Raw genomic sequence first — 25,803 nt, forward strand, 5'->3', positions numbered from 1 at the left:
GGTATGATGGAAATATAAGAAAGAAGGAGAATCTTTTAATATGAAATCAACAACTAACAAAATTAAAACAGGACTTGTAGGAGTAGCAGCAGCGCTTGCTTTCCTTGCACCATCACTTACTTTTGCACAAGAAACAACAACTTACACAGTAAAATCAGGTGACACTCTATCAGGAATCGCTGAAAAATACAATACAACTGTTGAAAAATTGGCAGAAAAAAATAAGATTAAAGATATTCATTTGATCTATGTAGACCAAGTATTGGTTATTGATGGTGAAGCACCAGCAACTTCAACTACTTCAGCTGTGACAGCAGAAGCTCCAGTAGCAGCACCTGCAGCTACTGACACAACAACTTATGAAGCGCCAGCAGCAAGTGTAACTGTTGCAGAAGAAACCGTTGCTACAACAGAAACTTCAGCATCAACTTCAACCGTCAGCGGATCTGAAGCAGAAGCTAAAGAATGGATCGCTCAAAAAGAATCAGGCGGTAGCTACACAGCTACAAACGGACGTTACATCGGACGTTACCAATTGACAGATTCATACTTGAACGGTGACTACTCAGCGGAAAACCAAGAACGTGTAGCAGATGCTTACGTTGCAGGACGTTACGGTTCATGGGCAGCTGCTAAGAACTTCTGGCTTAACAACGGTTGGTACTAAGAACTAACTAGCAGAATAAGATGCAAAAGTCGAGGGATTTCCTCGACTTTTTTCGTGTTTCCTAATTGAAGGCCTCTGTCATCTTTCTTGTCTTCTCTAAGCAAGCATGTTATAATGAAAACTGCTCAAACGACCTTCAATCGTGAAGCACACACGACCTTCAATCGTGAATAAACGAATAGATGGGAGAACTACCATGAGTGATAACTCTAAAACACGTGTTGTCGTGGGGATGAGTGGTGGTGTCGATTCGTCGGTGACGGCTCTCTTGCTCAAAGAGCAGGGCTACGATGTAATTGGTATCTTCATGAAGAACTGGGATGACACAGATGAAAACGGCGTCTGTACGGCGACCGAAGATTACAAGGATGTGGCTGCAGTGGCAGATCAAATCGGTATTCCTTACTACTCTGTCAACTTTGAAAAAGAGTACTGGGACCGCGTTTTTGAGTATTTCCTAGCGGAATACCGTGCAGGACGCACACCAAATCCAGATGTTATGTGCAACAAGGAAATCAAGTTTAAGGCCTTTTTGGATTATGCTATGACCTTGGGAGCAGACTATGTAGCGACTGGTCACTATGCCCGTGTGGCGCGTGATGAGGATGGCATCGTTCATATGCTTCGTGGTGTGGACAATGGGAAAGACCAGACCTATTTCCTCAGCCAACTTTCGCAAGAACAACTTCAAAAAACCATGTTCCCACTGGGACATTTGGAAAAACCTGAAGTACGAAAAATAGCAGAAGAAGCAGGCCTTGCGACTGCTAAGAAAAAAGATTCGACAGGAATTTGCTTTATCGGAGAAAAGAATTTTAAAGAATTTCTCAGCAACTATCTGCCAGCTCAGCCTGGTCGCATGATGACTGTGGATGGTCGCGATATGGGCGAACATGCAGGTCTTATGTATTATACGATTGGTCAGCGTGGAGGACTTGGTATCGGTGGTCAACACGGCGGTGACAATGCCCCTTGGTTCGTTGTTGGAAAAGACCTAAGCAAGAATATCCTCTATGTCGGTCAAGGTTTCTACCATGATTCGCTCATGTCAACCAGCCTAGAAGCTAGTCAAGTCCACTTTACTCGTGACATGCCAGAGGAATTTACGCTCGAATGTACGGCTAAATTCCGCTACCGTCAGCCAGACTCGAAGGTGACTGTACATGTCAAAGGAGACAAGGCAGAGGTCATTTTCGCAGAACCGCAACGCGCCATTACACCAGGACAGGCAGTTGTTTTCTATGATGGCGAAGAATGTCTCGGTGGCGGTTTGATTGACAATGCTTACCGCGATGGACAAGTTTGTCAGTACATTTAAAGATGTTCTAAGAGGAATGAGAATGTTTCAATTTTTTAAGAAAAAAACGGCTAAAAAAGAGAAGTTAATGACTCTCTCGGACTATAAAAAAGAGTATTTGAGGGAGAAAACGACAGAGTCGATAGAGGCCTTGTTTAAGGAATTGAAGCAGGCTAAAGTCTGGGTTCCCTTCAATCCTTCTCTGATGGATGAGAGTGACGGACAAGAAGGTGCTCGCCTAAAACCGGATATTCTGCAAAAGGGAGATGACTACTTTTATCCTTGCTTCTCAGAAACTCAAGACATCCCCAAAGACTATTATGACCGCTTTTCTTGGTTGCAATTGTCTCTTACGGACTGTTTGTTTGCTGCGGAAGGGATAGAGAGTTTCCCTGTGAGAGGGATTGTTCTGGATGCTTTCTCTGCCCCAGTTGAGATTGACCAAGGAGCTTTTGAAGCAATTCGCCAATCATAGTACATTTAGATTGACAAATGTTCTCAATTTGCTACAATAATAAAAGCAATAGAAATGATGGTCAAAGCTCATGGATGTTGCAGGCTTTTTTGTCCTGCACTTCTTACGAGTTTTGACTGTTTTTGTGTCGTTTAAGGGAAAGGAAAAAAGATGATTCAACAAGACTTTCGGACAAAAGTAGAAAATACAGTTTTTGGTGTTCGGGCGACAGCCTTGATTGTCCAAAATTGCAAACTTCTAGTCACTAAAGATAAGAACCAGTATTACACCATTGGTGGAGCTATTCAAGTCAATGAGAGAACGGAAGATGCAGTAGTCCGTGAAGTGAGGGAAGAACTGGGTATCAAAGCTCAAGCTGGTCAGCTAGCTTTTGTGGTTGAAAATCGTTTTGAACAGGACGGTGTTTCCTATCACAACGTTGAGTTTCATTATTTGGTGGACTTGCTTGAAGATGCCCCATTGACCATGCAGGAAGATGAGAAAATGCAGCCCTGTGAGTGGATTGACTTGGATAAACTTGAGGGTATTCAGCTGGTTCCAGCCTTTTTAAAAACAGCCCTACCAAATTGGGACGGACAATTACGACACATCCATCTTAATGAATAGGAGAGAAAATGATGGTTAAGCTTATTGCCCATGTGCTTGTTCATAGTGGTGGTGATTATTTGCTCATTCAGCGTTCGGAAATTAAAAGAGGACAACCCAACGTTTATCCGACTTACTGGGATATTCCTGGTGGTGGGGTTGAAAAGGGTGAACTTCCGCGAGATGGAGCTCTTAGAGAATGTGTTGAAGAAGCGGGAGTTAGGCTAGACAGCAGTTCGCTCAAACTTCTTCACGAAGATAGTCAACTGGATACCTCTAAGGATACTGTCTTTACTCGCTTAGTTTATAAAGCAGAGTGGGTTGGGGAGAAGCCAATTATCAGATTAGATCCTGAAGAGCATACACACTTTAAATGGGTTACTATGGATCAAGCTCTAGAGGAGGAGAAGTTAGTTCCTTATTTGCGAGAAATTTTTGAAAGGTTAAGAAATGACTTATAATTTTACGGAAGAATACGATATTATTGTAATTGGTGCGGGACACGCTGGGGTCGAGGCTTCCTTGGCTGCCAGCCGTATGGGTTGCAAGGTCTTGCTTGCGACTATTAACATTGAAATGTTGGCTTTCATGCCTTGTAATCCCTCTATCGGTGGTTCTGCCAAGGGGATTGTCGTGCGTGAAGTGGATGCCCTTGGTGGCGAAATGGCCAAGACCATTGACAAGACTTACATCCAGATGAAGATGCTTAACACTGGGAAAGGTCCAGCTGTTCGTGCCCTTCGTGCGCAAGCTGACAAGGAGCTCTACTCTAAGGAAATGCGCAAGACAGTTGAAAACCAAGAAAATCTAACCCTACGTCAAACTATGATTGATGAGATTTTGGTGGAAGATGGCAAGGTTGTCGGTGTTCGTACAGCGACTCATCAAGAGTATGCTGCAAAGGCTGTTATCGTGACAACAGGGACTGCATTACGTGGGGAAATCATCATCGGAGACCTCAAGTACTCATCAGGTCCAAATCACAGCCTAGCTTCTATTAATCTAGCTGATAACCTCAAGGAACTTGGCCTCGAAATCGGTCGTTTCAAGACGGGAACCCCTCCACGTGTCAAGGCTTCCTCTATCAACTACGATGTGACAGAGATTCAGCCAGGAGACGAAGCGCCTAATCACTTCTCATACACTTCACGTGATGAAGACTATGTTAAAGATCAGGTACCATGCTGGTTGACCTATACCAATGGTACCAGTCATGAGATTATCCAAAATAACCTCCACCGTGCGCCTATGTTTACAGGTGTGGTCAAGGGAGTGGGGCCTCGTTACTGTCCATCGATTGAGGACAAGATTGTGCGTTTTGCGGACAAGGAACGCCACCAACTCTTCCTAGAGCCAGAAGGACGCAATACCGAGGAAGTCTATGTCCAAGGGCTTTCAACCAGCCTTCCTGAGGATGTGCAACGTGACTTGGTACATTCCATCAAAGGTTTGGAAAATGCAGAGATGATGCGAACTGGTTATGCTATCGAGTACGACATGGTCTTGCCTCATCAATTGCGTGCGACTCTGGAAACCAAGAAAATCTCAGGACTTTTCACAGCTGGTCAGACAAATGGAACGTCAGGTTACGAAGAGGCTGCTGGACAAGGGATTATCGCTGGTATCAATGCGGCTCTGAAGATCCAAGGCAAGCCTGAATTGATTTTGAAGCGCAGTGACGGTTATATCGGGGTGATGATTGACGACTTGGTAACAAAGGGTACCATTGAACCCTACCGTCTCTTGACCAGTCGTGCTGAGTACCGTCTCATCCTCCGTCATGACAATGCGGATATGCGTTTGACAGAGATGGGACGCGAGATTGGTCTTGTGGATGATGAACGTTGGGCACGCTTTGAGATCAAGAAAAATCAATTTGACAATGAGATGAAACGCCTAGACAGTATCAAACTCAAGCCAGTCAAGGAAACCAATGCCAAGGTCGAAGCGATGGGATTCAAACCATTGACTGATGCAGTCACTGCCAAGGAGTTCCTCCGTCGTCCAGAAGTCTCTTACCAAGATGTGGTTGCCTTCATCGGACCTGCTGCTGAAGAATTGGATGACAAAATTATCGAATTGATTGAAACGGAAATCAAGTACGAAGGATACATCTCAAAAGCCATGGATCAGGTTGCTAAGATGAAACGCATGGAAGAAAAACGTATTCCAGCCAACATCGACTGGGATGACATTGACTCTATCGCGACTGAGGCTCGCCAGAAGTTCAAACTCATTAATCCAGAAACCATCGGTCAAGCTAGCCGTATTTCTGGGGTTAACCCAGCAGATATCTCCATTCTTATGGTGTATTTAGAAGGTAAAAATCGAAGCATTTCTAAAAACTTAGAAAAGAAAGCTGACTAAAAATAAAGTGCTGAATTCTCTTTTGGGAATTCAGCTTTTTTGATAGAATCGTCCTCCATTTTCGAATAAAGAGAAAAGGAGGAATGACCATGCTGACGGTAGAAGAAAAAAATTTTTTAGACCACTATAAAAATGCTCCCTATCATCGTTTTTATGAGATTGAGCGCTTCACTAGTCTCTGTCAAAAGTTAGACAAATGGCCACCACAGGCTGACAAGCTTTAGACTTTTTGATATACTAGAACAAATTAAAACATAGGAGAGAATGAATGAACGTATATGGCAGATTAGAAGAGGAACCAACTCCATCTTGGACGGGAATTCAGGATGATTTAGTTGGGAGAGAGGAGCGCTTCGAGGATGAACCAAGTTCATTTGCTCCCTTACCATTATTTAAGATCCTAATCTGGAGCACTCTAGTTGTACTTGTATCTGTAGTTCTTCCTTTTTTGCTAGGACTAACTAGTCCAGAGCAGGCACAAGATTTTTATATGGGATGGGCGATGCACCAGGGTGGAGATATCTACACAGACTATTTTGGAACGAGTGGTCTTCTCTATTACTTTTTACAGTATCTAAGCAAGGGTAGTATTTTGTTTGCAGCCTTTACTTGGCTTGCTCTAGTGGGTGCTGGGATTTTTCTTTTCCGTTCAACTTACACCTTGACGGAGGAGAACAAGCAGTCGCAACAAGTATTGACCATCTTTTATCTTCTTGCTGGAGGACTTAGCTTTGGCGGTGGTTATGCCACCATTTTGGCCCTTCCATTCCTGTTTTACGCTCTTAGTTTAGTAACAAGGTATTTGGTAGAGTATAATCATGACAAAGGTTTCGTGCGTATTGGGATTAGCCTGGCTCTAGCATTTTTCTTTGCCCCTCTAGTTACAGCTCTATATGCTCTAGTCTTGTTATTTGCTTTGTTAGCCTTTAATATCGGGCGTGGTCGCTTGATTCATGGACTCTATCAATTCTTTGCAGCTGGTCTTGGATTCTCACTTTTCTTTTATCCAATTGGTTACTATACGGCTTATAATGGGAGTTTCGGGAATGCTATTAGTCAGATCCTCTATCCAGTAGATAGTTTGAAGTTTATGTCCAATCCAGCCTTGCTGGACAACCTCCTTTTTTATGGGTTATTAACAATTGGTCTTGGAGGATTAAGATTCGTATTTATAGGGCTTTTCCAGTCTAAACCAAGCAAGCAATATGTCTTATCTATTTTTGCTTCAGTAGCTATCTTACTGTTACTAGGATTGGAAATTTTCTCTACAGAACCGATTCACGGTAGTCGTCTAGCTACTTTTCTTCCGTTCTTGTCCATTCTTCTATTGACTCACATTCGAACTGGGGAATTAGAAGGAGCCAATCGCCGTAGAAGACATCGAGAAGTACCCTCAATATGGGCAATATTTCTTCAGGGTAATGTCTATTTGCCAGTGTTAGCTTTGGCCTACCTATTTTTGGCTCCTCTGGTAGCCCGTTATGTTCTTCACTCAGAACAATATCAAGAACGAACTCGTATAGAAACTACGGTTAAAGGACAAACACAGGCAACAGATCGTATTTATATATGGGATGATCTTACTAATGGTTATAAGACTAGTGAACGTTTAGCAGCTAGTCAGTTGCTATCACCAAAATTATATACTGGCCTTGATGCAAATCGTAGCAAACTTGTCAATGATTTACGTGATAATCAGCCTAAAGTGATTGTGGTCAATACCAAAACAGCTCTTTGGACGGAAGTAGAACAGCTTCTGGCAGAAAGTTATCAACCAGTTCAAAGTGAATTCAAAGACTTTAAACTTTACAAATTAAAATAAAATAATCAATATCTAGTGTAAATTTTATGAAAATATGAATTTTGACACTAGATATTGATTTTTATTTTTATAGTGATATAATACTTTAAGAAAGAAAATTTAAGAAAAGAGCCTGGATATGATTGTATTAGAAGAGAAAACAAACCCTGATCCAACCTTATTCGTCGAAAAGCGTGACGGCAGACGCGTCATTTTTGATGTAGATAAGATTGACAAAGCCTTGCATAAGGCTGCGGAAAAAGTCATGGATGTAACCCCCTTGGTAGAAAAGCGTCTTAATACTCTAGTTGAACGTATTGTAGAAGAGATTCATAGTCGCTTTCCTCAAGGTGTAAAAATCTATGAAATCCAAAATATCGTAGAACATGAGTTATTGGAAGCTAAAGAATATGCCTTGGCAGAGGAATATATCACTTACCGAACTCAAAGGGATTTTGAGCGTTCAAAAGCAACAGATATCAACTTCAGTATCCATAAACTTCTCAACAAAGACCGGGCAGTTGTCAATGAGAATGCTAATAAAGATAGTGATGTTTTTAATACCCAGCGTGATTTGACGGCAGGAATTGTTGGAAAATCAATCGGTCTTCAAATGCTTCCTAAGCATGTGGCTAATGCCCATCAAAAAGGGGATATCCACTATCACGATTTGGACTATAGCCCTTACACTCCGATGACCAACTGCTGTCTGATTGATTTCAAGGGCATGTTGGAAAATGGTTTTAAGATTGGGAATGCTGAAGTAGAGAGTCCTAAGTCTATTCAGACTGCGACTGCTCAGATATCGCAAATCATCGCCAACGTTGCATCAAGTCAGTATGGAGGCTGTTCAGCAGACCGTATTGATGAAGTCTTGGCTCCTTATGCAGAAAAAAATTACCAAAAACACCTCAAAGATGCAGAGGAATGGGTACTGCCTGACAAGCGCGAAGAATATGCCTGGAAGAAAACCCAAAAAGACATCTATGATGCCATGCAATCTCTAGAGTACGAGATTAATACCCTCTTTACATCAAATGGACAAACACCCTTTACTTCCCTTGGTTTCGGTCTAGGAACCAATCGTTTTGAACGCGAAATTCAAAAGGCAATCTTGAACATTCGTATCAAGGGGCTTGGTTCAGAACACCGCACAGCTATCTTCCCGAAACTTATCTTTACTCTTAAAAGAGGACTTAACTTGGAGGAAGGCTCACCAAACTACGATATCAAGCAGTTGGCCCTTGAGTGTGCAACTAAGCGCATGTATCCAGATGTCTTGTCTTATGATAAGATTATTGAGTTGACAGGTTCTTTCAAGGTTCCGATGGGATGTCGTTCATTCCTTCAAGGATGGAAGGATGAAAATGGAGTTGAAGTTAACTCTGGCCGTATGAATCTAGGTGTCGTGACGGTCAATCTCCCTCGTATTGCCCTCGAATCAGAAGGCGACCTGAACAAGTTCTGGGAAATCTTCAATGAGCGGATGAATATCGCTGAAGATGCTCTAGTTTATCGTGTGGAGAGGACCAAGGAAGCCACTCCAGCTAATGCGCCTATCCTTTATCAATACGGTGCTTTTGGCCGTCGTCTTGGTAAAGAAGAAAGTGTTGACGAGCTCTTTAAGAACCGTCGTGCTACTGTTTCGCTTGGCTACATTGGACTTTATGAAGTAGCGACAGTATTCTTTGGCAACAATTGGGAAACCAATCCAGAAGCTAAAGAATTCACTCTTGATATTATTCGAGATATGAAACATCGATTAGAAGAGTGGTCAGACCAATATGGCTATCACTTCTCTATTTATTCGACACCATCTGAAAGTTTAACGGACCGTTTCTGTCGTTTGGATACAGAGAAATTTGGCTCTATTCCAGACATTACTGATAAAGAATACTACACAAATTCCTTCCATTATGATGTGCGTAAAAATCCAACTCCTTTTGAAAAATTGGATTTTGAGAAGGTTTATCCAGAAGCGGGTGCATCAGGTGGCTTTATCCACTACTGTGAGTACCCAGTTCTTCAACAAAATCCAAAGGCTTTGGAAGCTGTTTGGGATTATGCTTATGACCGTGTAGGTTATCTAGGAACAAATACTCCGATTGATCGTTGCTACAAGTGTGATTTTGAAGGAGATTTTGATCCAACTGAGAGAGGCTTTGCTTGTCCCAACTGTGGTAATAGCGATCCTAAAACAGTAGATGTGGTTAAACGAACCTGCGGATATCTTGGAAACCCACAAGCGCGTCCGATGGTTAATGGACGCCACAAGGAAATTGCTGCGCGTGTCAAACATATGAATGGCTCAACCATTAAAACAGCAGGACATGAAGTAAGAAATTAGAAAGAGATAGAATGGGAAAATATCAATTAGACGATAAGGGCAAGGCCTTGGTTCAACGATTTCACGAAAAACATTCAAAGGGTGGAGTCAATAAGAAAGACCGAGTGGCTATACTTAGAGAACAATATTTAAACAAAAACAAGAAAAAGTGAGAGTTGCCTCTCGCTTTTCTCTTAGTAGGAGGTAAAAATGATACTACGCAGACCAACATTAGCAGATAAAGAAACAGTTTTAGAGATGATGGCAGAGTTTGAACAGAGCCAGTCAGCCCATGATGGCGGATTTTGGGATGCTGAGAATTTTGTTTATGAAGAGTGGTTGGAAAGTAATCAGAATCATGAAATGGGGATTAATTTGCCTGAAGGGTGGGTGCCTGATATTCAGTTAGTTGCTTTTGCAAAAGATGGTAAAGCAGTTGGATTCCTCAACCTTCGATTGCGTCTCAATGACTTCTTATTGGAAGAAGGTGGTCATATTGGCTATTCCATCCGACCGTCTGAAAGAGGCAAAGGTTATGCCAAGGAAGCTCTCCGTCAGGGCTTGCAAGTTGCTAAAGAAAAGAACATCCATCGTGCTCTGGTGACTTGTAGCACAGAAAATCCAGCAAGCCGAGCTGTTATCTTAGCTAATGGTGGGGTGTTTGAGGATGTTCGCAATGGTGTAGAACGTTACTGGATAGAGTTGGAGTAGAAAGCATGACATGGAATACACCAAAACCAGGCGAGTGGAAGAGTGAGGAGCTTAGTCAAGGGCGTATCATTGACTATAAGGCTTTTAACTTTAAACAGTAGATGTTGTTAAACGAACTTGTGGCTATCTTGGAAACCCACAAGCTCGGCCGATGGTCAACGGACGTCATAAGGAAATTGCTGCGCGTGTCAAACACATGAACGGTTCTACTATCAAAACAGCAGGACATGAAGTAAGAAATTAGAAAGAGAGTGGGAAAATATCAATTAGACGATAAAGGTAAGGCCTTGGTCCAACGATTCCAAGAAAAGCATTCGAAAGGTGGAAGCAGCAAAAAAGACCGAGTAGTTAGCCTTAGAGAACAGTTTTTAAACAAAAAACAAGAAAAAGTGAGAATTGCCTCTCGCTTTTCCTATAGCGGGGAGGGGAATATGGAACTACGCAGACCAAGATTAGCAGATAAAGAAACAGTTTTAGAGATGATGGCAGAATTTGAAAAAAGCCAATCAGCCCACGATGGCGGATTTTGGGATACTGAGGGTTTTTCTTACGAGAATTGGCTAGAAACTAACCTTAATAAAGAAATGGGAATAAACTTGCCTGAAAATCGCGTCCCATCAATTCAGTTCGTTTTGTTTGATGAATCAGGCCGTGCTTTAGGTTTTTTAAATTTACGGTTGAGACTGAATGAGGGACTGCTGAATTATGCAGGGAATATAGGATATTCTATTCGCCCATCTGAAAGAGGCAAAGGTTATGCCAAGGAAGCTCTCCGTCAAGGTCTACAAGTGGCTAAAGAAAAGAACATTCATCGTGCTCTGGTTACTTGTAGCACAGAAAATCCTGCCAGCCGAGCTGTTATCTTAGCTAATGGTGGAGAGTTGGAGGATGTTCGAAATGGAACGGAGCGCTACTGGATAGAGTTGGAGTAGAAAGCATGACATGGAATACACCAAAACCAGGCGAGTGGAAGAGTGAGGAGCTTAGTCAAGGGCGTATCATTGACTATAAGGCTTTTAACTTTGTGGATGGAGAAGGGGTGCGCAATTCTCTCTATGTAGCCGGCTGCATGTTTCACTGTGAGGGCTGTTACAATGTAGCGACCTGGTCTTTCAATGCAGGAATTCCTTATACGCCAGAATTGGAAGAACAAATCATGGCAGACTTAGCCCAGCCCTATGTTCAAGGATTGACTTTGTTAGGAGGAGAGCCATTCCTCAATACAGGTATTCTTTTGCCCCTTGTAAAACGCATTCGAAAGGAATTGCCAGAAAAAGACATCTGGTCTTGGACAGGCTACACTTGGGAAGAAATGATGCTGGAAACTACAGATAAGCTAGAGCTTTTATCTATGATTGATATCCTGGTCGATGGTCGCTATGATCGGAGCAAGAGAAATCTTATGCTTCAATTCCGCGGCTCTTCCAATCAACGAATTATCGATGTACAAAAGTCTCTCCAAAGTGGAAAGGTAGTCATTTGGGACAAGCTTAACGATGGAAAAGAAAGCTATGAACAGGTGAAGAGAGAATGAAGAAAAAAGAGTTAATAGAAAGACTAGTATCAGAAATAGACTCGGGAAGAATTAGGACGCTAGGTATCTACGGCCACGGCGCTTCAGGGAAATCAACTTTTGCTCAAGAATTATACCAAGTATTGGATGCTGAAAAGGTAAATTTACTAGAGACAGATCCCTATATTACTTCAGGACGACAATTAGTGGTACCTAAAGAGGCACCAGACCAAAAGGTGACAGCATGTTTACCGGTAGCGCATGAGTTGGCAAGTTTACAAAGAGATATTCTTGCTCTGCAAGCGGGTATGGACATCTTAACAATTGAGGAACCCTGGAAGGCTAGTGAGGTCTTATCGGGAGCAAAACCAATTCTGATAGTCGAAGGGATGTCTGTGGGTTTTCTACCCAAGGAACTTTTTGACAAAACCATTTGTTTCTACACAGATGAGGAGACTGAATTAAATAGACGTCTAGCTCGAGATACGACTGTGAGAAATGGTGATGCATCCTTTATATTAGCTAGTCAGCAGATGAGACGGGAGCAGTATCTACAATACTATAAAGAAACCGAGTCAAGAGCTGATATCTTGGTAGATCAATCAGATGATAAATTTCAAATTAAAACTAACATTATATAGAAGAAAAGACAGATAATCTAGCACTTAAATATGAAAATTTATTAAAATGGAATAAGAAAACAGTTTCATCTAAAAAATTTAAAAAAACCTGTCAAATCCCTTGCAATCGCAGGGGCTTTGTGTTATTCTATTATGGTGCTGTAAATTACAGCTTTAGCTTTGATGCAAGAGGTTGCGACACGCTCGGTTGCATTGCCACGCAACGCGCGTCGGTTTTCTTGTGGAGCTAGCCTATTATCTTAAATAGACGAAAAGGAGAAAAAGATGGCAAACAAAAAAATCCGTATCCGTTTGAAAGCTTACGAACACCGTACGCTTGACACAGCGGCTGCAAAAATCGTAGAATCAGCTACTCGTACAGGTGCACAAGTTGCGGGTCCAATCCCACTTCCAACTGAGCGTAGCCTCTACACAATCATTCGTGCGACTCACAAATACAAAGACTCTCGCGAACAATTTGAAATGCGTACACACAAACGTTTGATCGATATCGTTAACCCAACTCAAAAAACAGTTGACGCTTTGATGAAATTGGATCTTCCAAGTGGTGTAAACGTAGAAATCAAACTTTAATTTAAAGCTTGATAACTTGAGCATAAAAAACGCTCGTTAAAAACTTTTTGAATAAAAAATATAGAAAAGGAACTATTTTCTCATGACAAAAGGAATCTTAGGGAAAAAAGTGGGAATGACTCAAATCTTCACTGAAGCTGGCGAATTGATCCCTGTAACAGTTATTGAAGCAACTCCAAACGTTGTTCTTCAAGTTAAAACTGTTGAAACAGACGGATACAACGCTATCCAAGTTGGTTTCGATGACAAACGCGAAGTATTGAGCAACAAACCTGCTAAAGGACATGTAGCAAAAGCTAACACGGCTCCTAAGCGCTTCATTCGTGAATTCAAAAACGTTGAAGGCTTGGAAGTTGGTGCTGAAATCACAGTTGAAACTTTCGCAGCTGGAGATGTTGTTGACGTAACTGGTACTTCTAAAGGTAAAGGTTTCCAAGGTGTTATCAAACGCCACGGACAATCACGTGGACCTATGGCTCACGGTTCTCGTTACCACCGTCGTCCAGGTTCTATGGGACCTGTTGCACCTAACCGCGTATTCAAAGGTAAAAACCTTGCAGGACGTATGGGTGGCGACCGTGTAACAATTCAAAACCTTGAAGTTGTACAAGTTGTTCCAGAAAAGAACGTTATCCTTATCAAAGGTAACGTACCAGGTGCTAAGAAATCTCTTATCACTATCAAATCAGCAGTTAAAGCTGGTAAATAATAAGGAAAGGGGAATACAGTCAAAATGGCAAATGTAACATTATTCGACCAAACTGGTAAACAAGCGGGCGAAGTTGTTCTTAACGATGCAATCTTTGGTATCGAACCAAACCAATCTGTTGTGTTTGATGTCATCATCAGCCAACGTGCTAGCCTTCGTCAAGGAACTCACGCTGTTAAAAACCGTTCAGCCGTTTCAGGTGGCGGACGCAAACCATGGCGTCAAAAAGGAACTGGACGTGCTCGTCAAGGTTCTATCCGCTCTCCACAATGGCGTGGTGGTGGAATCGTCTTCGGACCAACTCCACGTAGCTATGCGTACAAACTTCCTCAAAAAGTTCGTCGCCTTGCACTAAAATCTGTTTACTCAGAAAAAGTTGCTGAAAACAAATTTGTAGCCGTTGATTCTCTTGAATTTACAGCTCCAAAAACTGCTGAATTTGCAAAAGTTCTTGCAGCTTTGAGCATCGATTCTAAAGTCCTTGTTATTCTTGAAGAAGGAAACGAATTCGCAGCTCTTTCAGCTCGTAACCTTCCAAACGTGAAAGTTGCGACTGCTACAACTGCAAGTGTTCTTGACATCGCAAATAGTGACAAACTTCTTGTTACTCAAGCAGCTATCTCTAAAATCGAGGAGGTTCTTGCATAATGAATTTGTATGATGTTATCAAAAAACCTGTCATCACTGAAAGCTCAATGGCTCAACTTGAAGCAGGCAAATATGTATTTGAAGTTGACACTCGTGCGCACAAACTTTTGATCAAGCAAGCTGTTGAAGCTGCTTTCGAAGGTGTTAAAGTTGCAAATGTTAACACAATCAACGTAAAACCTAAAGCTAAACGTGTTGGACGTTACACTGGTTTTACTAACAAAACTAAAAAAGCAATCATCACACTTACAGCTGATTCAAAAGCAATCGAGTTGTTTGCTGCTGAAGCTGAATAATCTAAGGAGGAAATATCGTGGGAATTCGTGTTTATAAACCAACAACAAACGGTCGCCGTAATATGACTTCTTTGGATTTCGCTGAAATCACAACAAGCACACCAGAAAAAACTTTGCTTGTTGCTTTGAAGAACAAGGCTGGTCGTAACAACAACGGTCGTATCACAGTTCGTCACCAAGGTGGTGGACACAAACGTTTCTACCGTTTGGTTGACTTTAAACGTAACAAAGATAACGTTGAAGCAGTTGTTAAAACTATCGAGTACGATCCAAACCGTTCTGCAAACATCGCTCTTGTACACTACACTGACGGTGTGAAAGCATACATCATCGCTCCAAAAGGTCTTGAAGTTGGTCAACGTATCGTTTCAGGTCCTGAAGCAGATATCAAAGTAGGTAACGCTCTTCCACTTGCTAACATCCCAGTTGGTACTTTGGTCCACAACATTGAGTTGAAACCAGGTCGTGGTGGTGAATTGGTTCGTGCTGCTGGAGCTTCTGCTCAAGTATTGGGACAAGAAGGTAAATACGTTCTTGTTCGTCTTCAATCAGGCGAAGTTCGTATGATTCTTGGAACTTGTCGTGCTACAGTTGGTGTTGTCGGAAACGAACAACATGGACTTGTAAACCTTGGTAAAGCAGGACGTAGCCGTTGGAAAGGTATCCGCCCAACAGTTCGTGGTTCTGTAATGAACCCTAACGATCACCCACACGGTGGTGGTGAAGGTAAAGCACCAGTTGGTCGTAAAGCACCATCTACTCCATGGGGCAAACCTGCTCTTGGTCTTAAAACTCGTAACAAGAAAGCGAAATCTGACAAACTTATCGTTCGTCGTCGCAACGAGAAATAATTTAAAACTAGTCGCTTAAGCAACTAGGAAATTCCGCCAGCTCGGTAGCGCTCCTTGTGAGCGCAAGCCGCTGTGGTACAAAATTTAAAGGAGAAAATATAAAAATGGGACGCAGTCTTAAAAAAGGACCTTTCGTCGATGAGCATTTGATGAAAAAAGTTGAAGCTCAAGCTAACGACGAAAAGAAAAAAGTTATCAAAACTTGGTCACGTCGTTCAACGATCTTCCCAAGTTTCATTGGTTACACAATCGCAGTTTATGATGGACGTAAACACGTACCTGTTTACATCCAAGAAGACATGGTAGGTCACAAACTTGGTGAATTCGCACCAACTCGTACTTACAAAGGTCACGCCGCAGACGACAAGAAGACACGTAGAAAATAAGGAGAACATAAATGGCAGAAATTACTTCAGCTAAAGCAATGGCTCGCACAGTACGTGTTTCACCTCGTAAATCACGTCTTGTTCTTGACAACATCCGTGGTAAAAGCGTAGCCGATGCAATCGCAATTTTGACATTCACTCCAAACAAAGCTGCTGAAATCATCTTGAAAGTTTTGAACTCAGCTGTAGCTAACGCTGAAAACAACTTTGGTTTGGATAAAGCTAACTTGGTAGTATCTGAAGCATTCGCAAACGAAGGACCAACTATGAAACGTTTCCGTCCACGTGCGAAAGGTTCAGCTTCACCAATCAACAAACGTACAGCTCACATCACTGTAGCTGTTGCAGAAAAATAAGGAGGTAAAATCGTGGGTCAAAAAGTACATCCAATTGGTATGCGTGTCGGCATCATCCGTGATTGGGATGCCAAATGGTATGCTGAAAAAGAATACGCGGATTACCTTCATGAAGATCTTGCAATCCGTAAATTCGTTCAAAAAGAACTTGCTGACGCAGCTGTTTCAACTATTGAAATTGAACGCGCAGTAAACAAAGTTAACGTTTCACTTCACACTGCTAAACCAGGTATGGTTATCGGTAAAGGTGGTGCTAACGTTGATGCACTTCGTGCTAAACTTAACAAATTGACTGGAAAACAAGTACACATCAACATCATCGAAATCAAACAACCTGATTTGGATGCTCACCTTGTTGGTGAAGGAATTGCTCGTCAATTGGAGCAACGTGTTGCTTTCCGTCGTGCACAAAAACAAGCAATCCAACGTGCTATGCGTGCTGGAGCTAAAGGAATCAAAACTCAAGTATCAGGTCGTTTGAACGGTGCAGATATCGCCCGTGCTGAAGGATACTCTGAAGGAACTGTTCCACTTCACACACTTCGTGCAGATATCGATTATGCTTGGGAAGAAGCAGACACTACATACGGTAAACTTGGTGTTAAAGTATGGATCTACCGTGGTGAAGTTCTTCCAGCTCGTAAAAACACTAAAGGAGGTAAATAACCAATGTTAGTACCTAAACGTGTTAAACACCGTCGTGAATTCCGTGGTAAAATGCGCGGTGAAGCTAAAGGTGGAAAAGAAGTAGCATTCGGTGAATACGGTCTTCAAGCTACAACTAGCCACTGGATCACTAACCGCCAAATCGAAGCTGCTCGTATCGCCATGACTCGTTACATGAAACGTGGTGGTAAAGTTTGGATTAAAATCTTCCCACACAAATCATACACAGCTAAGGCTATCGGGGTTCGTATGGGATCTGGTAAAGGGGCACCTGAAGGTTGGGTAGCACCAGTTAAACGTGGTAAAGTAATGTTTGAAGTTGCAGGTGTATCTGAAGAGATCGCTCGCGAAGCGCTTCGTCTTGCAAGCCACAAATTGCCAGTTAAATGTAAATTCGTAAAACGTGAAGCAGAATAAGGAGAAGGCATGAAACTTAATGAAGTAAAAGAATTTGTTAAAGAACTTCGTGGTCTTTCTCAAGAAGAACTCGCGAAGCGCGAAAACGAATTGAAAAAAGAATTGTTTGAACTTCGTTTCCAAGCTGCTACTGGTCAATTAGAACAAACAGCTCGCTTGAAAGAAGTTAAAAAACAAATCGCTCGTATCAAAACAGTTCAATCTGAAGCGAAATAATAGACTAGGGAAGGAGAAATTTCAATGGAACGCAATAATCGTAAAGTTCTTGTTGGACGTGTTGTATCTGACAAAATGGACAAGACAATCACAGTTGTAGTTGAAACAAAACGTAACCACCCAGTCTATGGTAAACGTATTAACTACTCTAAAAAATACAAAGCACATGATGAAAACAATGTTGCCAAAGAAGGCGATATCGTACGTATCATGGAAACTCGTCCGCTTTCAGCTACAAAACGTTTCCGTCTTGTAGAAGTCGTTGAAGAAGCGGTTATCATCTAATCAAACCTGAAAGGAGAAAACTGAAATGATTCAAACAGAAACTCGTTTGAAAGTCGCAGACAACAGCGGTGCACGCGAAATCTTGACTATCAAAGTTCTTGGTGGTTCTAAACGTAAATTTGCGAACATCGGTGATGTTATTGTGGCATCTGTAAAACAAGCTACTCCTGGTGGTGCGGTTAAAAAAGGTGACGTTGTTAAAGCAGTTATCGTTCGTACTAAATCAGGTGCTCGTCGTGCTGATGGTTCATACATCAAATTTGACGAAAATGCAGCAGTTATCATCCGTGAAGATAAAACTCCTCGCGGAACACGTATCTTTGGCCCAGTTGCACGTGAATTGCGTGAAGGTGGCTTCATGAAGATCGTGTCACTTGCTCCAGAAGTACTTTAATTTTCACAGAGCAAAAACAAACAAACACAGTCCCCTGGCTTAGCCAGGGTGCCCACTGGGCGTAAGAATAAAAGGAGAAAAAAATGTTTGTAAAAAAAGGCGACAAAGTTCGCGTAATCGCTGGTAAAGATAAGGGAACAGAAGCTGTTGTCCTTACTGCCCTTCCAAAAGTAAACAAAGTTATCGTTGAAGGTGTTAACATCGTTAAGAAACACCAACGTCCAACTAACGAACTTCCTCAAGGTGGTATCATCGAGAAGGAAGCAGCTATCCACGTATCAAACGTTCAAGTTTTGGACAAAAATGGTGTAGCTGGTCGTGTTGGTTACAAATTTATAGACGGTAAAAAAGTTCGCTACAACAAAAAATCAGGCGAAGTGCTTGATTAATCACGAAGGAAAGGAGAAGTATAATGGCAAATCGTTTAAAAGAAAAATATCTTAATGAAGTAGTTCCTGCTTTGACAGAACAATTCAACTACTCATCAGTGATGGCTGTGCCTAAAGTAGATAAGATCGTTTTGAACATGGGTGTTGGTGAAGCTGTATCAAACGCTAAAAGCCTTGAAAAAGCTGCTGAAGAATTGGCGCTTATCTCAGGTCAAAAACCACTTATCACTAAAGCTAAAAAATCAATCGCCGGCTTCCGTCTTCGTGAAGGTGTTGCGATCGGTGCAAAGGTTACCCTTCGTGGGGAACGTATGTACGAATTCTTGGATAAATTGGTTTCAGTTTCACTTCCACGTGTACGTGACTTCCACGGTGTTCCAACAAAATCATTTGACGGACGCGGAAACTACACACTTGGTGTGAAAGAACAATTGATTTTCCCAGAAATCAACTTCGATGACGTTGACAAAACTCGTGGTCTTGACATCGTTATCGTAACAACTGCTAACACTGACGAAGAGTCACGTGCATTGCTTACAGGCCTTGGAATGCCTTTTGCAAAATAATATAGGAGGTATAACTAATGGCTAAAAAATCTATGATTGCTAAGAACAAACGCCCAGCGAAGTTCTCTACTCAAGCATACACTCGCTGTGAACGTTGTGGACGTCCACACTCAGTTTACCGCAAGTTTAAACTTTGCCGTGTTTGCTTCCGTGAATTGGCATATAAAGGTCAAATCCCTGGTGTAACAAAAGCATCTTGGTAATATCATGATACAAAGAGCGTAACAACCCCAGCAAAAATAGGAGATTTGGTGCAGGAGCGATGCTCCAAGACAAATCTATCTTTTTGCCCAGGTTGTAGCTCGTGTTCAAATGAGATTATCTTGTTTGAATGTGTCAATACTATCTGAGCCCAGCTCAATCATTAACTAGCAAGTGCAACTTGCAAACTACTAGTAAGAGGAGAAAATAAAATGGTTATGACTGACCCAATCGCAGACTTCCTAACTCGTATTCGTAACGCTAACCAAGCAAAACACGAAGTACTTGAAGTACCTGCATCAAACATCAAAAAAGGGATTGCTGAAATCCTTAAACGCGAAGGTTTTGTTAAGAACGTAGAAATCATCGAAGATGACAAACAAGGCATCATCCGTGTATTCCTTAAATACGGACCAAACGGTGAAAAAGTTATCACTAACTTGAAACGTGTTTCTAAACCAGGACTTCGTGTCTATAAAAAACGTGAAGATCTTCCAAAAGTACTTAACGGTCTTGGAATTGCTATCCTTTCAACTTCAGAAGGTTTGCTTACTGATAAAGAAGCTCGCCAAAAGAACGTTGGTGGGGAAGTTATCGCTTACGTTTGGTAATATTTAGCTCTCAATTTCTTTGTGACTCTTCGTTATCGTCTCTTGCCTAATCCAAAGTTATGCCTGCGAGACGATGCCTAGATTCACTTTCAAATTGAAACCTAAACGTTCCTTTAAATCGAGAAATCGATTTAACCCCGTGAAAACTGGCCAACATGGCCTGACAATTTAACAGGAGAATAAAAACATGTCACGTATTGGTAATAAAGTTATCGTGTTGCCTGCTGGTGTTGAAATCACTAACAATGACAACGTTGTAACTGTAAAAGGACCTAAAGGAGAACTTACTCGTGAGTTCTCAAAAGATATTGAAATTCGTGTGGAAGGTACTGAAGTAACTCTTCACCGTCCAAACGATTCAAAAGAAATGAAAACTATCCACGGAACTACTCGTGCTCTTTTGAACAACATGGTTATTGGTGTATCAGAAGGATTCAAGAAACAACTTGAAATGCGTGGGGTTGGTTACCGTGCACAACTTCAAGGATCAAAACTTGTTTTGGCTGTTGGTAAATCACATCCAGACGAAGTTGAAGCTCCAGAAGGAATTACTTTTGAACTTCCAAACCCAACAACAATCGTTGTTAGCGGAATTTCAAAAGAAGTAGTTGGTCAAACAGCTGCTTACGTACGTAGCCTTCGTTCACCAGAACCTTACAAAGGTAAAGGTATCCGTTACGTTGGCGAATATGTTCGTCTTAAAGAAGGTAAAACAGGTAAATAATATTGAGTGGTTGATTTTCAGCCACCAATATCATTTCCAACTTTGTGCATAGCACACGATTTAAAACTAAAGAGGTGAAAACTGTGATTTCTAAACCAGATAAAAACAAACTCCGCCAAAAACGCCACCGTCGCGTTCGCGGAAAACTCTCTGGAACTGCTGATCGCCCACGTTTGAACGTATTCCGTTCTAATACAGGCATCTACGCTCAAGTTATTGATGACGTAGCGGGTGTAACGCTCGCAAGTGCTTCAACTCTTGACAAAGAAGTTTCAAAAGGAACAAAAACTGAACAAGCCGTTGCTGTCGGTAAACTCGTTGCAGAACGTGCAAACGCTAAAGGTATTTCAGAAGTGGTGTTCGACCGCGGTGGATATCTATATCACGGACGTGTGAAAGCTTTGGCTGATGCAGCTCGTGAAAACGGATTGAAATTCTAATAGGAGGACACTAGAAAATGGCATTTAAAGACAATGCAGTTGAATTAGAAGAACGCGTAGTTGCTGTTAACCGTGTTACTAAAGTTGTTAAAGGTGGACGTCGTCTTCGTTTTGCAGCTCTTGTAGTCGTTGGTGACCACAATGGTCGCGTAGGATTTGGTACTGGTAAAGCTCAAGAAGTTCCAGAAGCAATCCGCAAAGCAGTAGAAGATGCTAAGAAAAACTTGATCGAAGTTCCTATGGTTGGAACAACAATCCCACACGAAGTTATTTCAGAATTCGGTGGAGCTAAAGTATTGTTGAAACCTGCTGTAGAAGGTTCTGGGGTTGCCGCTGGTGGTGCTGTTCGTGCCGTTATCGAGTTGGCAGGTGTAGCTGATGTTACATCTAAATCTCTTGGCTCAAATACTCCAATCAACATTGTTCGTGCAACTGTTGAAGGTTTGAAACAATTGAAACGCGCTGAAGAAGTTGCTGCCCTTCGTGGTATTTCAGTTTCTGATTTGGCATAAGAAAGGGGATAAAATGGCTCAAATTAAAATTACTTTGACTAAGTCTCCAATCGGACGCATTCCATCACAACGTAAAACTGTTGTAGCACTTGGACTTGGCAAATTGAACAGCTCTGTTATTAAAGAAGATAACCCAGCAGTACGTGGTATGATTACTGCAGTATCTCACTTGGTAACAGTTGAAGAAGTAAACTAATTAAATTTTAGGGGATGTGCAGTATACCATCCCCTAAAACTAGATATAGTCATCTTTGATGACAAACGTATAGGCGAGTTGATAGGAGAGACAACCTTTTCTCTCTTATCGGCGCTAGCATTTTACAAAAGAGGAGAAAATATATAATGAAACTTCATGAATTGAAACCTGCAGAAGGTTCTCGTAAAACTCGTAACCGTGTTGGTCGTGGTACTTCATCAGGTAACGGTAAAACATCTGGTCGTGGTCAAAAAGGTCAAAAAGCTCGTAGCGGTGGCGGAGTACGTCTTGGTTTTGAAGGTGGACAAACTCCATTGTTCCGTCGTCTTCCAAAACGTGGATTCACTAACATCAACGCTAAAGAATACGCAATTGTTAACCTTGACCAATTGAACGTCTTTGAAGATGGTGCAGAAGTAACTCCAGTTGTTCTTATCGAATCAGGAATTGTTAAAGCTGAAAAATCAGGTATCAAAATTCTTGGTAACGGTGAGTTGACTAAGAAATTGTCTGTAAAAGCAGCTAAATTCTCTAAATCAGCTGAAGAAGCTATCACTGCTAAAGGTGGTTCAGTAGAAGTCATCTAAGAGAGGTGACCTATGTTTTTTAAATTATTGAGAGAAGCCTTCAAAGTCAAGCAAGTTCGATCAAAAATTCTTTTTACAATTTTTATCGTCTTTGTCTTCCGTATCGGGACTAGCATTACGGTTCCATGGGTGAATGCCAATAGCTTGAATGCTTTGAGTGGTCTATCTTTTCTAAATATGTTAAGTTTGGTGTCTGGTAATGCCATGAAAAACTTTTCAGTTTTTGCACTTGGTGTTAGTCCATACATTACTGCTTCTATCGTTGTCCAACTCTTACAAATGGATTTATTACCAAAGTTTGTAGAGTGGGGCAAACAAGGGGAAGTTGGTCGTAGAAAATTGAACCAGGCAACTCGATATATTGCCCTTGTTCTTGCATTCGTGCAATCTATCGGAATTACTGCTGGTTTTAATGCTTTATCTGGAGCCAAACTTTTGACTGTTCCTTTAACACCACAAGTTTTCCTTGTGATTGGAGCAATCCTAACAGCGGGTAGTATGATTGTAACTTGGTTGGGAGAGCAAATTACTGATAAGGGTTATGGGAATGGTGTTTCCATGATTATCTTTGCGGGGATTGTTGCTTCAATTCCTGATATGATCAAGGGTATCTATGTTGACTATTTTGTCAACGTACCAAGCGACCGCTTGACTTCATCCCTCATTTTTGTTGCTATCTTAATCGTAGCAGTCTTATTGATTGTTTACTTTACAACTTATGTTCAACAAGCTGAATATAAGATACCAATTCAGTATACTAAGGTAGCACAAGGAGCACCGTCAAGTTCCTATCTTCCATTGAAGATTAACCCTGCAGGAGTTATTCCAGTTATCTTTGCTAGCTCGATTACTGCAGCACCAGCGGCAATTTTACAATTTGTAAGTGCATCTGGTCTTGATTGGGCCTGGGTACGTAGTGCTCAGGAGTTGCTATCTACAACAGCCCCTACAGGTATCGCTCTGTACGCTCTGTTGATTATCCTCTTTACATTCTTCTATACATTTGTACAGATTAATCCAGAGAAGGCAGCAGAAAATTTGCAAAAGAGCGGTGCTTATATCCACGGTGTCCGTCCTGGTAAAGGGACAGAAGAGTATATGTCAAAACTTCTTCGTCGTCTCGCAACAGTCGGTTCCCTCTTCCTAGGTGTTATTTCTATTTTACCTATTGTAGCTAAGGATTTATTCGGTCTTTCAGAAGTCGTTGCTTTTGGGGGAACAAGTCTTTTGATCATTATCTCAACAGGTATTGAAGGAATTAAACAATTGGAAGGTTATTTATTGAAACGTAAGTATGTTGGTTTCATGAATACAACAGAATAATTGTAATAGAAAAGAAAATTCACTATTGCTCAGAGAGTGGAGTTTAAAAATCAAAGACCTTGTCAGATTTTTATCTCCTCTCTTCTATTTTGTTTTTAAATAGGAGTTGAAATGAATTTTTGCTTCTATTTAAAAACAAAAAAGGAGTTTGAATCATGAATCTTTTGATTATGGGCTTACCTGGTGCAGGTAAGGGTACACAGGCAGCAAAAATTGTTGAACAATTTCATGTTGCTCATATCTCAACAGGTGATATGTTCCGTGCGGCAATGGCTAACCAAACTGAAATGGGTGTCTTAGCTAAGTCTTATATCGACAAAGGCGAGTTGGTTCCAGATGAAGTTACAAATGGTATCGTGAAAGAGCGTCTCTCACAAGATGACATTAAAGAAACTGGTTTCTTGTTGGACGGGTACCCACGTACAATTGAACAAGCTCATGCCTTGGATAAAACTTTAGCTGAATTAGGGATTGAGCTTGAAGGTGTTATTAACATCGAAGTAAATCCAGATTGTCTTTTGGAGCGTTTGAGTGGTCGTATCATTCACCGTGAAACTGGCGAAACTTTCCACAAAGTTTTCAATCCACCAGTTGACTACAAAGAAGAAGATTATTACCAACGTGAAGATGACAAACCTGAAACAGTAAAACGTCGTTTAGATGTTAATATTGCCCAAGGTGAACCAATTATTGCCCACTATCGTGCAAAAGGTTTGGTACATGATATCGAAGGTAACCAAGATATCAATGATGTCTTTGCAGATATCGAAAAAGTATTGACAAAATTGAAATAAAAGCGTTTTTCATGCTTGCAAAATGTCTCTACAAATGTTATACTGAGTTAGTCTGACTTATAATTGTTGTCTCTGTGTCTAGAGGCATCAAATCGAAATTTATGGAGGTACTTTTGCGTGGCAAAAGACGATGTGATTGAAGTTGAAGGTAAAGTAGTTGATACTATGCCGAATGCAATGTTTACGGTTGAACTTGAAAATGGACATCAGATTTTAGCAACAGTTTCTGGTAAAATTCGTAAAAACTATATTCGTATTTTAGCGGGAGATCGTGTTACTGTCGAAATGAGTCCATATGACTTGACACGTGGACGTATCACTTACCGCTTTAAATAATCGAAAAACTTGGAGGGATAAGAAATGAAAGTAAGACCATCGGTCAAACCAATTTGCGAATACTGTAAAGTAATTCGTCGTAATGGTCGTGTTATGGTAATTTGCCCAGCAAATCCAAAACACAAACAACGTCAAGGATAAGATAGAAAGGAGAAAACATGGCTCGTATTGCTGGAGTTGACATTCCAAATGACAAACGCGTAGTAATTTCATTGACTTATGTGTACGGTATCGGACTTCCAACATCTAAGAAAATCTTAGCAGCTGCTGGAATTTCAGAAGATGTACGTGTTCGCGATCTTACACCAGATCAAGAAGATGCTATCCGTCGTGAAGTGGATGCAATTAAAGTTGAAGGTGACCTTCGTCGTGAAGTTAACTTGAACATCAAACGTTTGATGGAAATCGGTTCATACCGTGGTATCCGTCACCGTCGTGGACTTCCTGTCCGTGGACAAAACACTAAAAACAACGCTCGCACTCGTAAAGGTAAAGCTGTTGCGATTGCTGGTAAGAAAAAATAATATAGGAGGTAAAAGTCTTGGCTAAACCAACACGTAAACGTCGTGTGAAAAAGAATATCGAATCTGGTATTGCTCATATTCACGCTACATTTAATAACACTATTGTTATGATTACTGATGTGCATGGTAATGCAATTGCTTGGTCATCAGCTGGTGCTCTTGGTTTCAAAGGTTCTCGTAAATCTACACCATTTGCTGCTCAAATGGCTTCTGAAGCTGCTGCTAAATCTGCACAAGAACACGGTCTTAAGTCAGTTGAAGTTACTGTTAAAGGTCCAGGTTCTGGTCGTGAGTCAGCTATTCGTGCTCTTGCTGCCGCTGGTCTTGAAGTAACAGCAATTCGTGATGTGACTCCAGTGCCACACAATGGTGCTCGTCCTCCAAAACGTCGCCGTGTATAATCATAACCTTACACTGCTT

41 protein-coding genes and 1 pseudogene are annotated in these 25,803 nt (G+C 41.4%); all 42 read left to right on the top strand.

Annotation, left to right across the window (positions count from 1 at the left end; translation table 11 throughout):
* Nucleotides 1-40 precede the first annotated feature (40 nt).
* The 42 genes and pseudogenes from PCY08_RS07140 (at nt 41) to rpsK (ending at nt 25,784) form a co-directional block, all read left to right on the top strand.
* Nucleotides 41-667 (top strand): LysM domain-containing protein, encoded by a 627-nt coding sequence (locus PCY08_RS07140; protein ID WP_301559921.1) that lies wholly within the window; start codon nt 41-43, stop codon nt 665-667.
* A gap of 196 nt (nt 668-863) precedes the next feature.
* Nucleotides 864-1,985: a tRNA 2-thiouridine(34) synthase MnmA gene (gene mnmA, locus PCY08_RS07145; protein ID WP_301559922.1), complete on the top strand. Its 1,122-nt coding sequence runs from the start codon at nt 864-866 to the stop codon at nt 1,983-1,985.
* Between the two features lie 22 nt (nt 1,986-2,007).
* The gene (locus PCY08_RS07150; RefSeq protein ID WP_301559923.1) at nt 2,008-2,439 is read left to right on the top strand and encodes an SseB family protein; all 432 of its coding nucleotides are present in this window, start codon (nt 2,008-2,010) and stop codon (nt 2,437-2,439) included.
* Between the two features lie 150 nt (nt 2,440-2,589).
* Nucleotides 2,590-3,045, top strand: a complete 456-nt coding sequence (locus PCY08_RS07155) for an NUDIX hydrolase (RefSeq protein ID WP_301559924.1) — start codon at nt 2,590-2,592, stop codon at nt 3,043-3,045.
* An 8-nt stretch (nt 3,046-3,053) separates the two neighbouring features.
* Nucleotides 3,054-3,485 (top strand): NUDIX hydrolase, encoded by a 432-nt coding sequence (locus PCY08_RS07160; RefSeq protein ID WP_301559925.1) that lies wholly within the window; start codon nt 3,054-3,056, stop codon nt 3,483-3,485.
* A complete protein-coding gene (gene mnmG, locus PCY08_RS07165) occupies nt 3,475-5,391 on the top strand; it encodes a tRNA uridine-5-carboxymethylaminomethyl(34) synthesis enzyme MnmG (protein WP_000221901.1) in 1,917 nt (638 codons plus the stop codon). Before PCY08_RS07160 ends, mnmG begins: the two co-directional genes overlap by 11 nt.
* Nucleotides 5,392-5,480: 89 nt before the next feature.
* Entirely contained in the window at nt 5,481-5,615 is a 135-nt protein-coding gene (locus PCY08_RS07170; RefSeq protein ID WP_301393357.1) for a hypothetical protein, read from the top strand.
* Between the two features lie 44 nt (nt 5,616-5,659).
* Nucleotides 5,660-7,213, top strand: coding sequence for a damage-inducible protein CinA (locus PCY08_RS07175; protein ID WP_301559926.1), 1,554 nt, complete (start codon nt 5,660-5,662; stop codon nt 7,211-7,213).
* A gap of 118 nt (nt 7,214-7,331) precedes the next feature.
* Nucleotides 7,332-9,539: an anaerobic ribonucleoside-triphosphate reductase gene (nrdD, locus tag PCY08_RS07180; RefSeq protein WP_301559927.1), complete on the top strand. Its 2,208-nt coding sequence runs from the start codon at nt 7,332-7,334 to the stop codon at nt 9,537-9,539.
* 11 nt (nt 9,540-9,550) lie between these two features.
* Nucleotides 9,551-9,691 (top strand): hypothetical protein, encoded by a 141-nt coding sequence (locus PCY08_RS07185; protein WP_045762464.1) that lies wholly within the window; start codon nt 9,551-9,553, stop codon nt 9,689-9,691.
* Nucleotides 9,692-9,728: 37 nt separating this feature from the next.
* Nucleotides 9,729-10,229, top strand: a complete 501-nt coding sequence (locus PCY08_RS07190) for a GNAT family N-acetyltransferase (RefSeq protein WP_045762465.1) — start codon at nt 9,729-9,731, stop codon at nt 10,227-10,229.
* A gap of 5 nt (nt 10,230-10,234) precedes the next feature.
* Nucleotides 10,235-10,321, top strand: a pseudogene (locus PCY08_RS07195) (anaerobic ribonucleoside-triphosphate reductase activating protein); the annotation flags it as partial.
* Nucleotides 10,322-10,660: 339 nt separating this feature from the next.
* Nucleotides 10,661-11,161 carry a GNAT family N-acetyltransferase gene (locus PCY08_RS07200; protein WP_301559928.1) on the top strand — a complete coding sequence of 167 codons (501 nt, stop codon included), beginning with the start codon at nt 10,661-10,663 and terminating at the stop codon, nt 11,159-11,161.
* 5 nt (nt 11,162-11,166) lie between these two features.
* Entirely contained in the window at nt 11,167-11,763 is a 597-nt protein-coding gene (nrdG, locus tag PCY08_RS07205) for an anaerobic ribonucleoside-triphosphate reductase activating protein (protein WP_045762466.1), read from the top strand.
* Nucleotides 11,760-12,383, top strand: a complete 624-nt coding sequence (locus PCY08_RS07210) for a uridine kinase (protein ID WP_301559929.1) — start codon at nt 11,760-11,762, stop codon at nt 12,381-12,383. Before nrdG ends, PCY08_RS07210 begins: the two co-directional genes overlap by 4 nt.
* A 264-nt stretch (nt 12,384-12,647) precedes the next feature.
* Nucleotides 12,648-12,956 carry a 30S ribosomal protein S10 gene (gene rpsJ, locus PCY08_RS07215; RefSeq protein WP_001284513.1) on the top strand — a complete coding sequence of 103 codons (309 nt, stop codon included), beginning with the start codon at nt 12,648-12,650 and terminating at the stop codon, nt 12,954-12,956.
* An 82-nt stretch (nt 12,957-13,038) separates the two neighbouring features.
* On the top strand, nt 13,039-13,665 hold the full coding sequence (gene rplC, locus PCY08_RS07220; RefSeq protein ID WP_000160197.1) for a 50S ribosomal protein L3: 627 nt from the start codon (nt 13,039-13,041) through the stop codon (nt 13,663-13,665).
* Between the two features lie 24 nt (nt 13,666-13,689).
* Nucleotides 13,690-14,313 carry a 50S ribosomal protein L4 gene (gene rplD / locus PCY08_RS07225; protein ID WP_000024549.1) on the top strand — a complete coding sequence of 208 codons (624 nt, stop codon included), beginning with the start codon at nt 13,690-13,692 and terminating at the stop codon, nt 14,311-14,313.
* A complete protein-coding gene (locus PCY08_RS07230) occupies nt 14,313-14,609 on the top strand; it encodes a 50S ribosomal protein L23 (protein WP_001055347.1) in 297 nt (98 codons plus the stop codon). Before rplD ends, PCY08_RS07230 begins: the two co-directional genes overlap by 1 nt.
* Before the next feature lie 17 nt (nt 14,610-14,626).
* Complete coding sequence (gene rplB, locus PCY08_RS07235) at nt 14,627-15,460, top strand: 50S ribosomal protein L2 (RefSeq protein ID WP_000512914.1); 834 nt, start codon at nt 14,627-14,629, stop codon at nt 15,458-15,460.
* 104 nt (nt 15,461-15,564) lie between these two features.
* Nucleotides 15,565-15,846, top strand: a complete 282-nt coding sequence (rpsS, locus tag PCY08_RS07240) for a 30S ribosomal protein S19 (protein WP_000533766.1) — start codon at nt 15,565-15,567, stop codon at nt 15,844-15,846.
* An 11-nt stretch (nt 15,847-15,857) separates the two neighbouring features.
* Entirely contained in the window at nt 15,858-16,202 is a 345-nt protein-coding gene (gene rplV, locus PCY08_RS07245) for a 50S ribosomal protein L22 (RefSeq protein WP_000818137.1), read from the top strand.
* Nucleotides 16,203-16,214: 12 nt separating this feature from the next.
* A complete protein-coding gene (gene rpsC / locus PCY08_RS07250) occupies nt 16,215-16,868 on the top strand; it encodes a 30S ribosomal protein S3 (protein WP_000529936.1) in 654 nt (217 codons plus the stop codon).
* 3 nt (nt 16,869-16,871) lie between these two features.
* Complete coding sequence (gene rplP, locus PCY08_RS07255) at nt 16,872-17,285, top strand: 50S ribosomal protein L16 (protein WP_000960948.1); 414 nt, start codon at nt 16,872-16,874, stop codon at nt 17,283-17,285.
* A 9-nt stretch (nt 17,286-17,294) separates the two neighbouring features.
* A complete protein-coding gene (gene rpmC / locus PCY08_RS07260; RefSeq protein ID WP_000772918.1) occupies nt 17,295-17,501 on the top strand; it encodes a 50S ribosomal protein L29 in 207 nt (68 codons plus the stop codon).
* Between the two features lie 24 nt (nt 17,502-17,525).
* Nucleotides 17,526-17,786: a 30S ribosomal protein S17 gene (gene rpsQ / locus PCY08_RS07265; RefSeq protein WP_000440801.1), complete on the top strand. Its 261-nt coding sequence runs from the start codon at nt 17,526-17,528 to the stop codon at nt 17,784-17,786.
* Between the two features lie 25 nt (nt 17,787-17,811).
* Nucleotides 17,812-18,180, top strand: a complete 369-nt coding sequence (gene rplN, locus PCY08_RS07270; RefSeq protein WP_000616548.1) for a 50S ribosomal protein L14 — start codon at nt 17,812-17,814, stop codon at nt 18,178-18,180.
* Between the two features lie 83 nt (nt 18,181-18,263).
* On the top strand, nt 18,264-18,569 hold the full coding sequence (rplX, locus tag PCY08_RS07275) for a 50S ribosomal protein L24 (protein ID WP_301559930.1): 306 nt from the start codon (nt 18,264-18,266) through the stop codon (nt 18,567-18,569).
* A 23-nt stretch (nt 18,570-18,592) separates the two neighbouring features.
* Nucleotides 18,593-19,135: a 50S ribosomal protein L5 gene (gene rplE, locus PCY08_RS07280; protein ID WP_000013542.1), complete on the top strand. Its 543-nt coding sequence runs from the start codon at nt 18,593-18,595 to the stop codon at nt 19,133-19,135.
* 17 nt (nt 19,136-19,152) lie between these two features.
* Nucleotides 19,153-19,338, top strand: a complete 186-nt coding sequence (locus PCY08_RS07285) for a type Z 30S ribosomal protein S14 (RefSeq protein ID WP_001085699.1) — start codon at nt 19,153-19,155, stop codon at nt 19,336-19,338.
* Between the two features lie 210 nt (nt 19,339-19,548).
* Nucleotides 19,549-19,947: a 30S ribosomal protein S8 gene (rpsH, locus tag PCY08_RS07290; RefSeq protein WP_000245504.1), complete on the top strand. Its 399-nt coding sequence runs from the start codon at nt 19,549-19,551 to the stop codon at nt 19,945-19,947.
* A gap of 187 nt (nt 19,948-20,134) precedes the next feature.
* Complete coding sequence (gene rplF, locus PCY08_RS07295; RefSeq protein ID WP_000086625.1) at nt 20,135-20,671, top strand: 50S ribosomal protein L6; 537 nt, start codon at nt 20,135-20,137, stop codon at nt 20,669-20,671.
* Between the two features lie 83 nt (nt 20,672-20,754).
* Entirely contained in the window at nt 20,755-21,111 is a 357-nt protein-coding gene (gene rplR / locus PCY08_RS07300) for a 50S ribosomal protein L18 (RefSeq protein ID WP_000624044.1), read from the top strand.
* 17 nt (nt 21,112-21,128) lie between these two features.
* Nucleotides 21,129-21,623 carry a 30S ribosomal protein S5 gene (gene rpsE / locus PCY08_RS07305; RefSeq protein WP_000874203.1) on the top strand — a complete coding sequence of 165 codons (495 nt, stop codon included), beginning with the start codon at nt 21,129-21,131 and terminating at the stop codon, nt 21,621-21,623.
* Between the two features lie 13 nt (nt 21,624-21,636).
* Nucleotides 21,637-21,819, top strand: coding sequence for a 50S ribosomal protein L30 (gene rpmD, locus PCY08_RS07310; protein ID WP_000057243.1), 183 nt, complete (start codon nt 21,637-21,639; stop codon nt 21,817-21,819).
* Between the two features lie 146 nt (nt 21,820-21,965).
* Nucleotides 21,966-22,406, top strand: a complete 441-nt coding sequence (gene rplO, locus PCY08_RS07315) for a 50S ribosomal protein L15 (RefSeq protein WP_000766079.1) — start codon at nt 21,966-21,968, stop codon at nt 22,404-22,406.
* A gap of 12 nt (nt 22,407-22,418) precedes the next feature.
* Nucleotides 22,419-23,729, top strand: coding sequence for a preprotein translocase subunit SecY (gene secY, locus PCY08_RS07320; protein WP_049526520.1), 1,311 nt, complete (start codon nt 22,419-22,421; stop codon nt 23,727-23,729).
* A gap of 155 nt (nt 23,730-23,884) precedes the next feature.
* A complete protein-coding gene (locus PCY08_RS07325; RefSeq protein WP_001050432.1) occupies nt 23,885-24,523 on the top strand; it encodes an adenylate kinase in 639 nt (212 codons plus the stop codon).
* 117 nt (nt 24,524-24,640) lie between these two features.
* Nucleotides 24,641-24,859: a translation initiation factor IF-1 gene (gene infA, locus PCY08_RS07330; protein ID WP_001029883.1), complete on the top strand. Its 219-nt coding sequence runs from the start codon at nt 24,641-24,643 to the stop codon at nt 24,857-24,859.
* Between the two features lie 24 nt (nt 24,860-24,883).
* The gene (rpmJ, locus tag PCY08_RS07335) at nt 24,884-25,000 is read left to right on the top strand and encodes a 50S ribosomal protein L36 (protein ID WP_001808836.1); all 117 of its coding nucleotides are present in this window, start codon (nt 24,884-24,886) and stop codon (nt 24,998-25,000) included.
* A gap of 17 nt (nt 25,001-25,017) precedes the next feature.
* Nucleotides 25,018-25,383 carry a 30S ribosomal protein S13 gene (gene rpsM, locus PCY08_RS07340; protein WP_000090783.1) on the top strand — a complete coding sequence of 122 codons (366 nt, stop codon included), beginning with the start codon at nt 25,018-25,020 and terminating at the stop codon, nt 25,381-25,383.
* Between the two features lie 17 nt (nt 25,384-25,400).
* Entirely contained in the window at nt 25,401-25,784 is a 384-nt protein-coding gene (gene rpsK / locus PCY08_RS07345; RefSeq protein WP_001118385.1) for a 30S ribosomal protein S11, read from the top strand.
* Nucleotides 25,785-25,803 lie beyond the last annotated feature (19 nt).

The organism is Streptococcus sp. SO4 (assembly GCF_030440055.1).
GTDB classification, from domain to species: domain Bacteria; phylum Bacillota; class Bacilli; order Lactobacillales; family Streptococcaceae; genus Streptococcus; species Streptococcus nidrosiense.

Coding starts and splice junctions, on each gene's coding strand:
- PCY08_RS07325 (WP_001050432.1), top strand. CDS start 23,885: ATGAATCTTTTGATTATGGGCTTACCTGGTGCAGGTAAGGGTACACAG.
- rplN (WP_000616548.1), top strand. CDS start 17,812: ATGATTCAAACAGAAACTCGTTTGAAAGTCGCAGACAACAGCGGTGCA.
- PCY08_RS07210 (WP_301559929.1), top strand. CDS start 11,760: ATGAAGAAAAAAGAGTTAATAGAAAGACTAGTATCAGAAATAGACTCG.
- rplV (WP_000818137.1), top strand. CDS start 15,858: ATGGCAGAAATTACTTCAGCTAAAGCAATGGCTCGCACAGTACGTGTT.
- PCY08_RS07230 (WP_001055347.1), top strand. CDS start 14,313: ATGAATTTGTATGATGTTATCAAAAAACCTGTCATCACTGAAAGCTCA.
- secY (WP_049526520.1), top strand. CDS start 22,419: ATGTTTTTTAAATTATTGAGAGAAGCCTTCAAAGTCAAGCAAGTTCGA.
- mnmA (WP_301559922.1), top strand. CDS start 864: ATGAGTGATAACTCTAAAACACGTGTTGTCGTGGGGATGAGTGGTGGT.
- rpmD (WP_000057243.1), top strand. CDS start 21,637: ATGGCTCAAATTAAAATTACTTTGACTAAGTCTCCAATCGGACGCATT.
- PCY08_RS07175 (WP_301559926.1), top strand. CDS start 5,660: ATGAACGTATATGGCAGATTAGAAGAGGAACCAACTCCATCTTGGACG.
- PCY08_RS07160 (WP_301559925.1), top strand. CDS start 3,054: ATGATGGTTAAGCTTATTGCCCATGTGCTTGTTCATAGTGGTGGTGAT.
- nrdG (WP_045762466.1), top strand. CDS start 11,167: ATGACATGGAATACACCAAAACCAGGCGAGTGGAAGAGTGAGGAGCTT.
- rplF (WP_000086625.1), top strand. CDS start 20,135: ATGTCACGTATTGGTAATAAAGTTATCGTGTTGCCTGCTGGTGTTGAA.
- PCY08_RS07150 (WP_301559923.1), top strand. CDS start 2,008: ATGTTTCAATTTTTTAAGAAAAAAACGGCTAAAAAAGAGAAGTTAATG.
- PCY08_RS07185 (WP_045762464.1), top strand. CDS start 9,551: ATGGGAAAATATCAATTAGACGATAAGGGCAAGGCCTTGGTTCAACGA.
- PCY08_RS07285 (WP_001085699.1), top strand. CDS start 19,153: ATGGCTAAAAAATCTATGATTGCTAAGAACAAACGCCCAGCGAAGTTC.
- rpsH (WP_000245504.1), top strand. CDS start 19,549: ATGGTTATGACTGACCCAATCGCAGACTTCCTAACTCGTATTCGTAAC.
- PCY08_RS07155 (WP_301559924.1), top strand. CDS start 2,590: ATGATTCAACAAGACTTTCGGACAAAAGTAGAAAATACAGTTTTTGGT.
- rplD (WP_000024549.1), top strand. CDS start 13,690: ATGGCAAATGTAACATTATTCGACCAAACTGGTAAACAAGCGGGCGAA.
- rplO (WP_000766079.1), top strand. CDS start 21,966: ATGAAACTTCATGAATTGAAACCTGCAGAAGGTTCTCGTAAAACTCGT.
- rpsQ (WP_000440801.1), top strand. CDS start 17,526: ATGGAACGCAATAATCGTAAAGTTCTTGTTGGACGTGTTGTATCTGAC.
- rpsE (WP_000874203.1), top strand. CDS start 21,129: ATGGCATTTAAAGACAATGCAGTTGAATTAGAAGAACGCGTAGTTGCT.
- rpmC (WP_000772918.1), top strand. CDS start 17,295: ATGAAACTTAATGAAGTAAAAGAATTTGTTAAAGAACTTCGTGGTCTT.
- PCY08_RS07190 (WP_045762465.1), top strand. CDS start 9,729: ATGATACTACGCAGACCAACATTAGCAGATAAAGAAACAGTTTTAGAG.
- PCY08_RS07140 (WP_301559921.1), top strand. CDS start 41: ATGAAATCAACAACTAACAAAATTAAAACAGGACTTGTAGGAGTAGCA.
- rplC (WP_000160197.1), top strand. CDS start 13,039: ATGACAAAAGGAATCTTAGGGAAAAAAGTGGGAATGACTCAAATCTTC.
- PCY08_RS07200 (WP_301559928.1), top strand. CDS start 10,661: ATGGAACTACGCAGACCAAGATTAGCAGATAAAGAAACAGTTTTAGAG.
- rplP (WP_000960948.1), top strand. CDS start 16,872: ATGTTAGTACCTAAACGTGTTAAACACCGTCGTGAATTCCGTGGTAAA.
- rplX (WP_301559930.1), top strand. CDS start 18,264: ATGTTTGTAAAAAAAGGCGACAAAGTTCGCGTAATCGCTGGTAAAGAT.
- rpsM (WP_000090783.1), top strand. CDS start 25,018: ATGGCTCGTATTGCTGGAGTTGACATTCCAAATGACAAACGCGTAGTA.
- PCY08_RS07170 (WP_301393357.1), top strand. CDS start 5,481: ATGCTGACGGTAGAAGAAAAAAATTTTTTAGACCACTATAAAAATGCT.
- mnmG (WP_000221901.1), top strand. CDS start 3,475: ATGACTTATAATTTTACGGAAGAATACGATATTATTGTAATTGGTGCG.
- rpsJ (WP_001284513.1), top strand. CDS start 12,648: ATGGCAAACAAAAAAATCCGTATCCGTTTGAAAGCTTACGAACACCGT.
- rpsS (WP_000533766.1), top strand. CDS start 15,565: ATGGGACGCAGTCTTAAAAAAGGACCTTTCGTCGATGAGCATTTGATG.
- rplE (WP_000013542.1), top strand. CDS start 18,593: ATGGCAAATCGTTTAAAAGAAAAATATCTTAATGAAGTAGTTCCTGCT.
- nrdD (WP_301559927.1), top strand. CDS start 7,332: ATGATTGTATTAGAAGAGAAAACAAACCCTGATCCAACCTTATTCGTC.
- rpmJ (WP_001808836.1), top strand. CDS start 24,884: ATGAAAGTAAGACCATCGGTCAAACCAATTTGCGAATACTGTAAAGTA.